This is a genomic window from Nocardioides maradonensis (genome assembly GCF_054777115.1).
In genome coordinates this window covers 157,097-169,611 of record NZ_BAAHAZ010000008.1, presented here as the reverse complement: position 1 = coordinate 169,611, position 12,515 = coordinate 157,097, and the positions used below count along the sequence as shown (strand labels likewise).

11 protein-coding genes and 1 pseudogene are annotated in these 12,515 nt (G+C 72.0%); 5 read left to right on the top strand and 7 right to left on the bottom strand.

Going from position 1 to position 12,515, the window contains the following annotated elements; genetic code table 11:
• Positions 1-13: 13 nt before the first annotated feature.
• Entirely contained in the window at positions 14-1,882 is a 1,869-nt protein-coding gene (locus ACYVAQ_RS11595; protein ID WP_460789742.1) for an ABC transporter ATP-binding protein, read from the top strand.
• Positions 1,883-1,904: 22 nt separating this feature from the next.
• On the opposite strand, the gene ACYVAQ_RS11590 is transcribed toward ACYVAQ_RS11595, so the two are convergent.
• The 5 genes and pseudogenes from ACYVAQ_RS11590 to ACYVAQ_RS11570 form a co-directional block, all read right to left on the bottom strand.
• A complete protein-coding gene (locus tag ACYVAQ_RS11590; protein ID WP_460789558.1) occupies positions 1,905-2,669 on the bottom strand; it encodes a maleylpyruvate isomerase family mycothiol-dependent enzyme in 765 nt (254 codons plus the stop codon).
• Positions 2,670-2,691: 22 nt separating this feature from the next.
• A complete protein-coding gene (locus ACYVAQ_RS11585) occupies positions 2,692-3,297 on the bottom strand; it encodes a TetR/AcrR family transcriptional regulator (RefSeq protein WP_460789556.1) in 606 nt (201 codons plus the stop codon).
• Between the two features lie 61 nt (positions 3,298-3,358).
• On the bottom strand, positions 3,359-4,768 hold the full coding sequence (locus tag ACYVAQ_RS11580) for a carboxypeptidase-like regulatory domain-containing protein (RefSeq protein WP_460789554.1): 1,410 nt from the start codon (positions 4,766-4,768) through the stop codon (positions 3,359-3,361).
• A complete protein-coding gene (locus ACYVAQ_RS11575; protein WP_460789552.1) occupies positions 4,761-4,961 on the bottom strand; it encodes an RNA polymerase sigma factor in 201 nt (66 codons plus the stop codon). Before ACYVAQ_RS11575 ends, ACYVAQ_RS11580 begins: the two co-directional genes overlap by 8 nt.
• Positions 4,962-5,073: 112 nt before the next feature.
• Positions 5,074-5,253: pseudogene (locus tag ACYVAQ_RS11570) on the bottom strand (RNA polymerase sigma factor); the annotation flags it as partial.
• Positions 5,254-5,348: 95 nt separating this feature from the next.
• Here ACYVAQ_RS11570 and ACYVAQ_RS11565 point away from each other — a divergent pair.
• Positions 5,349-5,780, top strand: a complete 432-nt coding sequence (locus ACYVAQ_RS11565) for a hypothetical protein (RefSeq protein ID WP_460789549.1) — start codon at positions 5,349-5,351, stop codon at positions 5,778-5,780.
• Positions 5,781-5,908: 128 nt separating this feature from the next.
• Positions 5,909-8,584, top strand: a complete 2,676-nt coding sequence (gene acnA / locus ACYVAQ_RS11560; protein WP_460789547.1) for an aconitate hydratase AcnA — start codon at positions 5,909-5,911, stop codon at positions 8,582-8,584.
• A gap of 138 nt (positions 8,585-8,722) precedes the next feature.
• Here acnA and ACYVAQ_RS11555 read toward each other — a convergent pair whose 3' ends face one another.
• A complete protein-coding gene (locus ACYVAQ_RS11555) occupies positions 8,723-9,127 on the bottom strand; it encodes an ester cyclase (RefSeq protein WP_460789545.1) in 405 nt (134 codons plus the stop codon).
• 79 nt (positions 9,128-9,206) lie between these two features.
• Between ACYVAQ_RS11555 and ACYVAQ_RS11550 the strand changes: the two genes are divergently transcribed.
• The gene (locus ACYVAQ_RS11550) at positions 9,207-10,475 is read left to right on the top strand and encodes a helix-turn-helix domain-containing protein (RefSeq protein WP_460789541.1); all 1,269 of its coding nucleotides are present in this window, start codon (positions 9,207-9,209) and stop codon (positions 10,473-10,475) included.
• 10 nt (positions 10,476-10,485) lie between these two features.
• Here ACYVAQ_RS11550 and ACYVAQ_RS11545 read toward each other — a convergent pair whose 3' ends face one another.
• Positions 10,486-11,661: a CopD family protein gene (locus ACYVAQ_RS11545; RefSeq protein WP_460789539.1), complete on the bottom strand. Its 1,176-nt coding sequence runs from the start codon at positions 11,659-11,661 to the stop codon at positions 10,486-10,488.
• Between the two features lie 115 nt (positions 11,662-11,776).
• On the opposite strand from ACYVAQ_RS11545, the gene ACYVAQ_RS11540 reads away from it, so the two are divergent.
• Positions 11,777-12,472, top strand: a complete 696-nt coding sequence (locus ACYVAQ_RS11540) for a hypothetical protein (protein ID WP_460789537.1) — start codon at positions 11,777-11,779, stop codon at positions 12,470-12,472.
• Positions 12,473-12,515: the final 43 nt, after the last annotated feature.

Here is a 12,515-nt window from a genome sequence, read left to right as displayed (position 1 = left end):
TGCTGACGTGAGCATGGAGCAGATCGCCTGGAACCAGGTCTACCGGAGCATGCACGGCCCCGACGAGCAGCGGGCGTTCAACCGGGCGACCGCGGGGCGGATCCTGCGGTTCGCGCGCCCCCACCGCAGCAAGCTGATCGGCTTCGTCGTGCTGAGCGTGCTGACGGCCGGGCTGGCCGTGGCCACCCCGGTGCTCGCGGGTCGGGTGGTGAACGCGATCGTCGCGGGCGACTCCCGACGTACCGTCGTCGTGCTGGCGCTCGCGATCGCCGGCCTCGCGGTGGCGAGCGCCGCGATGGGCCTGATCTCGCGCCTGCTGTCGGCACGGATCGGCGAGGGGCTGATCCTGGACCTGCGCACCAGCGTCTTCGACCACGTCCAGCGGATGCCGATCGCGTTCTTCAACCGCACCCGCACCGGCGCGCTCGTCAGCCGGCTCAACAACGACGTCATCGGCGCCCAGCGCGCGTTCAGCTCCACCCTGTCGGGCGTGGTGGCGAACCTCGTCTCCCTGGTCCTGACGTTGGTCGTGATGCTGGGCATCTCGTGGCAGGTCACCCTGCTCGCGCTGGTCCTGCTCCCGGTCTTCGTGGTCCCGGCCCGGCGGATGGGCCGCCGTCTCGCCGGCATCCAGCGCGAGGCCGCCGGTCACAACGCCGCCATGGGCGACCAGATGACCGAGCGGTTCTCGGCCCCGGGCGCGACCCAGGTCAAGCTGTTCGGACGGCCCGAGCAGGAGTCCGTCGAGTTCGCCACGCGCGCGGAACGGGTCGCCGAGATCGGCGTCCGCACGGCGATGGTGCAGACCACCTTCGTCACCGCGCTCACCCTCGTCTCTGCGCTCGCCGTCGCCGTCGTGTACGGCGTCGGCGGCTCGCTCGCCCTCAGCGGCTCGCTCGACGCGGGCGACGTCGTCGCCCTGTCCCTGCTGCTCACCCAGCTCTACGCACCCCTGACCGCACTCGCGAGCGCGCGGGTCGACATCATGAGCGCCCTGGTCAGCTTCGAGCGCGTCTTCGAGGTGCTCGACCTCCAGCCGCTGATCGTCGACCGCCCGGGCGCCGGCGAGGTGCCGGACGGTCCCGTCGAGGTCGTGCTGGACGACGTGCACTTCGCCTATCCGAGCGCGGACAAGGTCTCGCTGGCCTCCCTCGAGGCGGTCGCCCACCTCGACACCCGGGGCGGGGTCGAGGTGCTCCACGGCATCTCGCTGCGCGCGGAGCCCGGCCAGGTCGTCGCGCTCGTCGGCTCCTCGGGAGCGGGCAAGTCGACGATCGCCCAGCTCGTCTCCCGCCTGTACGACGTGGATGCCGGTGCCGTGCGGCTCGCCGGCGTCGACGTCCGCGACCTGACGGCCGAGTCGATCCGTGCTGCCGTCGGGATGGTGACCCAGGACGGCCACCTGTTCCACGACTCCATCCGCGGCAACCTGCTGCTCGCCCGGCCCGAGGCGACCGAGGACGACCTCTGGGACGCGCTAACCCGCGCCCGGCTGGCTGACATGGTGCGCAGCCTCCCCGACCGTCTGGAGACGGTCGTCGGCGAGCGCGGCTACCGGCTGTCCGGCGGCGAGCGGCAGCGGCTGACCATCGCCCGGCTGCTGCTCAAGCAGCCCCGCGTGGTCATCCTCGACGAGGCCACGGCATCGCTCGACTCGACCTCGGAGGCGGCGGTGCAGGCCGCGCTGGACGAGGCACTCACCGGTCGGACGGCCCTCGTCATCGCCCACCGGCTCTCGACGGTCCGCGCTGCCGACGTGATCCTCGTGGTCGAGGACGGCCGGATCGTCGAGCGCGGCACGCACGAGGAGCTGGTCGGTGCGGGCGGTCGCTACAGCGAGCTCTACCGCACGCAGTTCGCCGACGACGCGCTGCCGGCCTGACCGGACGGACGGGCCGTCCCAGTCAGAACGGGACCTGGGTCTCCAGCAGCCCCTCGCCCGACCCGCGACCCGACAGGATCCGGCAGAACTCGATCGCGTCCATCTCGATGGCGGGGCCGCCGGACCCGGAGGACCAGATCCCGCCGGCCGGACCGGTGAGCTCCAGCCGGAAGGGCTGTCCGTGCCGGTCGGCCCACTCGGCGACCACGCCGGCGACGATCCGGCCGTCGTGCTCGGGGGCCAGCGTCGGTTCGCGGCCGACCGCGTCGGCGATGTCCATCCGGTGCATCCACGGGTCGCGGGTGAGGATCGTGTCGATGAGGAAGCCGATCCGCCAGGTCTCCAGCCGACCGTTGATCTCGAAGCTGTCCGGCAGCCGGCGGGCGCGCACGAAGCCCGGCACGCGCCGACGCCCGGCCGCGGCCCGCGGAGCGACGGCCCGCATGCCCGCGATCACCTGGGCGGGCGTCCAGTCGGCCCGTTCCCGCACCTGGAGCGCGGTGAGGGCGTCGAGCGGCGTACCGCCGTTGCGGGCAGCATCGCGGTTGGCGATCCGCTGCTGGCGCATCGTCTCGCGCATCCCGGAGGCCATCGCCGCCATGCCGACCGTGTGGCACGCCATCTGACGGACGTCCCACTCAGGGCACGCGGTGGGTCGGGACCAGTCCTCGGGCCTCAGTGCGGCCAGGGTGTCGGCGAAGCGCAGGTACTCGTCGGCGGCGAGCTGCATCGCCTCGGTGCGGTCGCCGCGGGGTCGGCGAGGGGTGGTGTCGGTGGTGACGCTCATGGCGCTGCTCCTGGGTTCGGGATCAAGCCGTGGTTGCGGGAAGGCCGACACCGTCAGCCCACATGTCGATGGCGCGGGGGAGGACCCGGGCGAAGCGGTCGCCGCCCGGGTCGTTGGCGTGCTGCTGGTCGATCAGGCCGCCGACGAGAGCGATGAAGATGTCGAAGTCGGCGCGTTGGTGGATCCCGAGGGACACCATGAAGGCGAGCCCCCGCTCGAGGACGCGCACCGCGGGCGCGTACGACTCGGGACTCGGCTCGAAGCCCGGGATGATGCGCTGGTTCATCAGCTGGTAGCGGGGCAGGTCGGCGACCGCGAAGTCGAAGAAGGTCCGCGCCACCTGGTGCGCGGCCGCTCGCGCATCGGTCGGCGGATCGGCGAGCCGGCCCGCCATGTGCTCCTCGTAGTCGCTCCAGGCCTGTCCGAACATGGCGTCGTAGATCGCGTGCTTGGAGGGGAAGTGCGTGTAGAGCGACGGCGCCTGCATCCCCACCCGCCGCGCGATCTCACGGAGCGTGATGCCGGCGAGCCCCACCTCGCCGGCCAGGGTCCACGCGGCGTCGAGGATCTCGGCGCGGGTGGCTGCTTGTCGGACGGCGACCCTACTGCCGTTCGGATCTCCTAACACAGTTAGGAGAATGCGCGCGGGTGCGGCGGATCGTCAAGTAAAGAATCCGAGCCGACGACGACTACTTCATCGGCAGGCTGACGTCGGCCGTCGTGACGGCGCCGCCGGTGACTCCTGCCCGGTCCTTGAACAGGGCGCCCCCGTTCCACTGCGGGGTGCGGACCACCAGCGTGTAGGCCCCGGCAGGGACGTGCGCGGTGTAGGTGCCGTCCGCCGCGATGGAGGCGACCCGCCGGGTCCCGTCGTCGCCGACGAGGGTCACGGTCCCGGAGGTGACCTTGGTGCTGGTCCCGGGCGCGGGTCCGCCGTCCATGGTCACCACGCCGGTCAGGGTGCCGTCGGGCTGGGCCGTGCCGACCGTGAGGACGCCGCCCAGGGCCGGCAGCGTGGGCGGCGCGAGCAGCTCCCACTCCAGCTTCGGTACGTCGACCGCGGGTGCCGTCAGCTGCATGGCGAACGTGACGGGCACGCCGGCGGGGAGGTACGGCGTTCCGGCGGCTGCGCGGTACGGCACCTGGGCGCAGTTGAGTCCGTACGTCGCCACCCGGCTCTCCGACTGGATCGGCGTGTAGGCGCCGATCCGGTAGTCCGGACACGGGTCCAGCACCAGGTCGCGCCGGCTGGTGAGGGTGATCGTGAAGTCGACCGTCTGGCCCGGTCGGCCGGTGAGCCGCAGGTCGCCGCTGACCCGGACGCCGTCGTACGGCGAGACGCGCTGCTGGGTGTAGCCCGGCTGGATCGCCGGCAGGTCGAGCGGCTCCGTCATCGGCTCGCCCGGGTTGCACGTCGTCCGGCCGAAGCCCGGGAGGTCGAACGTGCCGGCCTTGATGAGGCTGACCCGGATCGTGGTGTTGTCGACGTGGCCGCACACATGGGTGACGCTCCAGCCGACGCTGAGCTCCGCCGGCCATGCGCGGGTGATGAGCACCGGCACGGGTCGGCGCCCTCCGAGTCCGCTCGGGCCGGTCGGGATCGGGGTCCCGTGGTCGAGCAGCCTCGCGCCGAAGCTCGCGGGCAGCCGGCACGACGAGTGTCCGGGTGCGAGGGACAGCCGGGTCGTGACGTACGCCGTCCCTGCCGCTCCTCCGCCCACGGCCTTTCCGTGATCGACGTCCCCTGTGCCGCACGGTCGGGCGGCGTAGATCGTCGCCGCCGTCGGGCCGACCCAGCGCACGGGCAGGCGCGGGTGGGTGGCCGGCAGCGCCGCCCACGGCACGACACCGGCGGCGCTGGACGAGGCCCCCGGCAGCGGAGCGTCGGCGCCTCCGCCGTGCCCGACCAGCCCGACCACCCCGCCGACGACCAGCGCCACCGCGGCCGCCGCGGCCGACGGCACCAGCCAGCGCGCCCGGTGGCGGCCGGGCGCGACGAGGTCCGGCTCGCGTGCTGCCGGGAGCGACTCCCGCCAGACCCGCCCGGCCCGGGCCAGCCGCTCGTCCATCCTCCGGTCGAGGTCGTCGTGCTCATCCATGGTCGTCTCCGTCGGGTTCGCCCAGGGCGGTCCGCAGCGCGGCGCGCGCCTGGTGCAGGGTGGCGCGGACCGTCCCGGGCGCACAGCCGAGCAGGGCCGCGATCGTCGCGACGTCGAGGTCCACGAAGTAGTGGGTCGACGACCTCGCGCTGCCGCGGCGCCAGGGCCCGCACGGCTCGCTCGAGGTCGACATCGGGGACGGCCGGCCCGACCGGACGGTCGGCGTCGACCAGAGCGACCTGCGGCCGCCGCCCGCGCAGCAGCCGCATCGCCCGGTCCCGCACGATCGCCAGCAGCCAGGGGAGTGGCTCACCCCGTTCCGTGTCGTACGTCGATCGGCGGCTCCACGCCCGGGCGAGCGCCTCCTGGACGACGTCGTCGGCGTCGCCCGGCCCGACCAGGCGGGCGGCGTACCGGTGCAGCGCGGGGAGGTGCGGGCGCGCCCAGGCGGCGAACTCGTCGGGCGAGCCTACCGTCCCGTGCATGCGCCCTCCGACCGTCAGCGTCTCCACGAGAGGTCTACACCCGCAGCGGCCCCGTCCGCTTAGTCCCGTGGAGCCACCTGGGAGGATCAGTCCTCGTGGTGCGTCGCGTGGTGGGTCTCGTCGGTCTCGTGGTTGTCCTGGCGCTGGCGGGGTGCGGGGGACCGCCGCACTTCGTGCCCGGTCCGGGCAAGGTGCGGGCCTCGCCGATCCCGCACGGGCACGGGCAGGTCAACTACCCGGCCAACGTGACCGTGGACGGAACCGGCCTCTTCGTCTTCACCCACGGTGTCCGACCGTTCGGCGACGCCTACCAGGTCAACCTCAGCGCGGTTCCGAACCCGACCGGGGACCGGCCCGGCGACAACGCCGGCCAGGCGTGGCTCGGCAAGGGACAGTCGATGCGCGTCGCCGGGCTCACGGTGACCGTCCTCGACGTCTACCCGGGTCAGGGCGAGGCGGGATCGGCCGACGTGCAGGTGACGAGGGCGTCCGGCGATTCCACCACCACGACCGCCACTACTCCGTGATATCTTGATATCAAGATAAATCGGGATCAGGGTTTAGGTTCGCCTCACTTCCCACGCCGCCGCGCCCGGCGGCAGGATGGGCGCCAGACCAATCCCGACTAGAGAAGTCGACGAGGACGGAGACGCGGATGGCCAGCGTGAACAGCTTCGGTGCCAAGGGCACCTTGGACGTGGACGGAAAGTCCTACGGCATCTTCCGGCTGGACGCCGTGACCGGTGACGGTCTCGACGTCGCGAGCCTGCCCTACTCCCTGAAGGTGCTGCTGGAGAACCTGCTCCGCACCGAGGACGGCGCTGACATCACCGCCGACGACATCAAGGCGCTGGCCGGCTGGGACGAGACCGCCGAGCCCGACAAGGAGATCCAGTTCACGCCCGCGCGCGTGATCATGCAGGACTTCACCGGCGTGCCGTGTGTCGTCGACCTCGCCACCATGCGCGAGGCCATGGCCGACCTGGGGGGCGACGCCTCCAAGATCAACCCGCTCGCTCCGGCCGAGATGGTCATCGACCACTCCGTCATCGCCGACGTCTTCGGCACCCCCGAGGCGTTCGAGCGCAACGTCGAGATCGAGTACGAGCGCAACCGCGAGCGCTACCAGTTCCTGCGTTGGGGCCAGGGCGCCTTCGACGACTTCAAGGTCGTCCCGCCGGGCACCGGCATCGTGCACCAGGTCAACATCGAGCACCTGGCGCGCGTCACCTTCACCCGTGAGGTCGACGGCGAGTTGCTCGCCTACCCCGACACCTGCGTCGGCACCGACTCGCACACGACCATGGTCAACGGCATCGGTGTGCTCGGCTGGGGCGTCGGCGGCATCGAGGCCGAGGCCGCGATGCTCGGCCAGCCGGTCTCCATGCTCATCCCGCGCGTCGTCGGCTTCAAGCTGACCGGCGAGCTGCCGGCCGGATCGACCGCGACCGACCTGGTGCTCACCATCACCGAGATGCTCCGCCAGCACGGCGTCGTCGGCAAGTTCGTCGAGTTCTACGGCGAGGGCGTCTCGGCCCTCCCGCTGGCCAACCGCGCGACGATCGGCAACATGAGCCCGGAGTTCGGCTCGACCTGCGCGATTTTCCCGATCGACGGCCAGACCACCGACTACTTGCGTCTCACCGGCCGCTCCGAGGAGGAGATCAGCCTGGTCGAGGCCTACGCCAAGGAGCAGGGCCTCTGGCTCGACCCGGCCGCCGAGCCGCGCTACTCCGAGAAGCTCGAGCTCGACCTGTCGACGATCGTGCCGAGCATCGCCGGTCCGAAGCGCCCGCAGGACCGCGTCGAGCTGGCCAACGCCGCATCGGCGTTCGCCGAGGCGCTGCCGACGTACTCCAAGGACCCGGGCATCAAGGTCGAGGTGCGCCTGGAGGACGGCACCGAGTTCGAGCTGGAGAACGGCGCGGTCACCATCGCGTCGATCACCTCCTGCACCAACACCTCGAACCCGAGCGTGATGATCGGCGCCGCGCTCCTCGCGAAGAAGGCCGTGGAGAAGGGCCTCCAGCGCAAGCCGTGGGTCAAGTCCACGCTCGCGCCCGGCTCGAAGGTCGTCTCGGACTACTACGAGAAGGCCGGGCTGACGCCGTACCTCGACAAGCTCGGCTTCAACCTGGTCGGCTACGGCTGCGTCACCTGCATCGGCAACTCCGGCCCGATCATCCCCGAGGTCTCCGCGGCGGTGAACGAGCACGACATGGCCGTCGTCTCGGTGCTGTCGGGCAACCGGAACTTCGAGGGTCGGATCAACCCGGACATCAAGATGAACTACCTGGCGTCCCCGCCGCTGGTCATCGCGTACGCACTGGCCGGCAACATGAACGTCGACCTGTTCAACGACGCCCTCGGCCAGGACCAGGACGGCAACGACGTCTTCCTCAAGGACATCTGGCCCACGCCGCAGGAGATCGAGGAGACCATCGCCTCGGCGATCACCTCGGAGATGTTCACCAAGGACTACGCCGACGTGTTCGCCGGCGACGACCGGTGGCGCTCGCTGCCCACGCCCGAGGGCAACACCTTCGAGTGGGACGAGGACTCGACCTACGTCCGCAAGCCCCCGTACTTCGAGGGCATGCCCGACACCCCGAACCCGGTCACCGACATCGAGGGCGCTCGGGTCCTGCTCAAGCTGGGCGACTCGGTCACCACCGACCACATCAGCCCGGCCGGCGCGATCAAGAAGGACTCGCCCGCGGGCCAGTACCTCACCGAGCACGGCGTCGAGCAGCGTGACTTCAACTCCTACGGCTCGCGCCGCGGCAACCACGAGGTCATGATCCGCGGCACGTTCGCCAACATCCGGCTGCGCAACCAGATCGCGCCCGGCACCGAGGGTGGCTTCACGCGTGACTTCACCCAGCCCGACGGCCCGGTCTCGTTCGTGTACGACGCGTCGGTGAACTACCAGAAGGCCGGCACCCCGCTGGTCGTGCTGGCCGGCAAGGAGTACGGCTCCGGCTCGTCCCGCGACTGGGCGGCCAAGGGCACCTCGCTGCTGGGCGTGAAGGCCGTCATCGCCGAGAGCTACGAGCGCATCCACCGCTCCAACCTGATCGGCATGGGCGTCATCCCGCTGCAGTTCCCGGCCGGCCAGAACGCCGAGAGCCTCGGCCTGACCGGTGAGGAGACCTTCTCCATCACGGGCATCACCGCGCTCAACGACGGTGTCACCCCGAAGACGGTCAAGGTGAAGGCCGGCGACGTCGAGTTCGACGCCGTCGTCCGCATCGACACCCCCGGCGAGGCGAACTACTACCGCAACGGCGGCATCATGCAGTACGTCCTGCGAAACCTCCGCAAGGCCTGAGGTCTCGATACGCCGCTCGCTGGCGCTCGCGGCTACTCGACCAACGTCGTTGGTCGAGTAGCCCGAGCCGCGAGGCGAGGACGTATCGAAACCAACCGAGAGCCCGTCCTCGATCGAGGGCGGGCTCTCGTGCTCTTGTCAGGCCGGCTGCGGAAGCAGCCCGAGCTGGCCGAGCATCGCCAGCTGGTCGACCACGTGCCAGTGCTCCGCGAGCAGGTCGCCCTCGATGCGGTAGATGTCGATGCCGCCGATCGTGAACGTGCCGCCGGTCGCCGGGATGCCCGCGAACTCCCCGACGTGGGTGCCCGCGTTCGTCCAGCGGACGACGACCTTGTCGCCCTCGCAGACCACGTCCTCGACGGTGAAGTGCGGCGCGAGCGCCCCGACGATCATCGAGAACCGATCGACGACGCCCTCGCGTCCGGTGCCCTGCCCGGGGAGCGGGTCGTGCTCGGCGTACCCCTCGGTGACGAGCTCGCCGATCCGCTCGACCTGTCCTGCGTTCAGCAGCTCGTAGAGCCGCAGTGCTGTGTGCTTTCCCATGCGTCCAGCGTGGTGGCAGGCGGTCCTGGCCACCACGAAAAGTCACCCACCGACTTCGTGACGCGGCTACCGTGCGCTCATGGGCCACCTCGCCGGTGTCCTCCGCTCGCTGCGCGACGACGCGGCGATCACCCAGGAGGAGCTCGCCGAACGCGCCGGGTTGAGCGCCCGGACCGTCAGCGACATCGAGCGCGGGCTCCGTCGCCGGCTGTACCGCGACACCGCGGAGCGCCTCGGGTCGGCGCTCGGGCTGACCGAGGAGCGCCTCGAGGAGTTCGTGGAGCTCGCCCGCGGTCGCACCGCGGACCTCCGGCGCGAGCTGGACACCGAGTTCCGTCGCCGGTTCGTCGCCTGGCACGTCGATCGGGTGTCCGCGCTGGCGGGCCACGTCGGCAGCGAGGAGCAGTGGTACACCGTCCTCGACGCCGACGGCCCCAACCTGGCCGTCGCGTTGCGCTGGGCGGAGAAGTCCGGCGACACCGAGGTGTTCCTGCAGCTGTGCGTGGGTCTGTGGCGGTACTGGCAGGCGCGCGGTGACCTCGCGGGTGGCAGGGAGTGGCTCGAGCGCGGGCTCGCCGGCGTACCTCCGGCGACGGTGGGGACGCGCACCGACGCGCTGTGGGGTCTCGCCTGGCTCTCGCTCCAGCAGGGCGACGACGATGCCGCGGCCCGGTGCGGAGCCGAGCTGGCCGCGCTCGCCCGGGAAGCCGACGACCCCGCCGTACGACGCAATGCCGCGACGGTCGCCGGCATGGTCGCCCTGGCCCGGGACGACGTCGCCGCGGCCGGTCGGAGCCTGGACGACGCACTCGCCCTGGCCCGCGACCTCGACCAGCCGTGGCTGCTGGCCACCTCGCTGCTCAACGTCGGCATCGTGCGCATCGCGGCCGGGGACACCGGCGGGGCCCGCGCGGCACTGGCGGAGGCGTTGCGGGAGTACGCCGAGCTCGGCGACGAGCGCTTCCGGGCGCGCTCGCTCGGTTACGTCGGACTCGCCGCGGTCGTCGACGGGGACCCCGCCCGTGCGGAGACCCTCTACCTGCAGAGCCTCGTCACCTTCGACGAGCTGGTCGAGCCGAAGGGCATCGCCGAGGCCGTCGTCGGTCTCGCGATGGCCGCCGCGCTGCGCGGCGACCGGGCCCGTGCGGCCGAGCTGGCCGGCGCCGCCGAGCGCACCTGGGAGTCCTTCGGCGGCCAGCCGCTCCCGGTCGAGCGGCGGATCGCCGCGGCCGTGCTCGCCCGCGCGGAGGCGGACGGCGATGCGCGGGCGTGGCACGAGGCCTGGACCCGCGGCCGGGCCCTGCGCCAGGACGACGCGATCGCCCTGGCCCAGGACCTGCCCGGCTGAGCGCGCCCGCTCAGGCCGACGCCGGTTCCGCCGCCGGCCGCTCCGCGAGGAACGCGGCGACCCGTCCGGTGATCCACAGCAGACCGACCATCGCGACGACGAACCCGATGCCCCAGCCCCAGATCTGGCCGGTCAGGACCGGGTCCGGGTCGCCGGCCTCGCTGCGGGCGGAGCCGCCGAGGAAGCCGACCGTGACCAGCACCGCCGCGCCCAGCGCCACCTCGATCCGGACGACGCGACCGAGGTGCCGGACCGCCAGTGCGAGCACGGGTTCGTCGTGACCTGCCCGACGCAGGCGGAGCAGCTGGGGGAGGACGGCGACCTGGTTCCAGGCGCCGAGCCCGAGGAGGGCGCCGACCACGAGCAGCTTGACCAGCAGGACCACGCCGTACGTCGTCGTGACGAGCTCGTCGAGCGACCCCATGTGCCGCCAGGCGAGCCACAGGCCCGAGACGGCGAGCGCCGCGACGCTGAGGGTGGCGAGCAGGCTGAACCGCTGCCACGCCGCGGTCCAGAACGCGACGCTCGCGTCCGCCAGCGACCGGTGCCGCGCCGTCACGACCGCGAGCAGGAGCAGGCCGCCGAGCCAGGCCTCGGCTCCGACGACGTGGAGCTGGTCGAACAGCGTGCCGAGCCATGCCTCGCCGGTGAGGTCCTCGCTGCTGCGGGGCACGGCCTCCGCCAGCCCGATCCCGAGCACGAGCACCGTTCCCGCGCCGAGCAGGCCGGTCAGCCGCGCGGGCGCCATGGCGCCGCGCCGCAGCAAGGGACCGAGGACCACGATCGCGGCGACCACCAGGACGAGCTGGCTCAGGGTGATCCATCCGTCGGCGATCCACTCGCCCGCCTCTCGCGGCGCGGTGAGCTGCCCCCAGAGGGCCGAGGGTGCCAGCGCCGCACCGAAGTCGCCGTCGCCGTGGCGGGCGGCGCGGGAGGCGGTCTGGAGGACGAGGAAGGGGAGCAGCAGCAGGGCGCCGATCGCCGCCACCCGTCCGGTGAGCCGTCCGGTGGTCGTGGTCGCCGCGTCAGGCTCCCCGCGGAGCGGCGGTCGAAGCGCGAGCCAGTAGGTCAGCAGCGGGCCTGCTGTGGCGCACAGCGCGGTGAAGTAGCCGGCCTTGCTGGTCCACCGCCAGACCGGCGGCAGCGCGGTCAGCGTGGTGGTCGTGGAGGTGAGGAGATCGCCCATCGTCTTCCTTGTCTTAGGTAAACCTAAATGAGGTAAGGCAAACCTAAGCACATCTCTCTCGGCGGTGCCGCCGTGCCTCCACGCTCCGGACCTGTCGACGCGCAAGAATGGGGCAGTGCGTTTCCTCGTCATTGCCGCAGCCCTGCTCGGATCGATCTCCCTCGCCGGGTGCGACGCCGGCAACCTGGATGCGAGCAACTTGCCCCCGAGCTCGCCGTCGATGTGGGCGCCCACCCCCGGATGGTCGATGTCCATCCCTGACTCGATGACGCACCCCTCGCACACCACGGCGCCCGTCCCGGTCACCCCGACCACCACGGCGCCCACCCACCCGTCCGGTACGCCGACGATCGCCGCGGTCCCCACCAACACCGCCAACGGGTCGGGCTCGACGGCCGGCGTCCCGACGACGTACGCCGCCGCCTCCGCGCGCCTCGGGGCCCTCAAGGGCGCGCCCCGCCGGGCGCTGAGCCGCTTCTCCACCAGCGGCGACGTCGTTTACTGCGTGCTCCGCAGCTCCACGATCCCGACGTCCTGCGAGCTGCGCACCGGAGCGATCCAGGACCCGGGCGTGTGCGGGCAGTCCATGGCCGGCGCCGTGGGCCGGATCCAGCTCGGTGACGACGGAGCCGTGCCGGAGTGCAACACCGACACCATCCGCGAGCCGGGTGCGACCGTCGTGCCCGCGCCCGCCGTGGTCACCAGCGGGAGCCTGGAGTGCGCGGTCGAGAAGATCGGCGTCACCTGCGTCAACACCCGCACCCGGGCGGGCTTCTTCCTGACCCCGCACCGGTACGCCACCTTCTCGTAGCACCGCAACCAGCGCGTTCCTCCGCGCGTCAGACCGGGTGGAG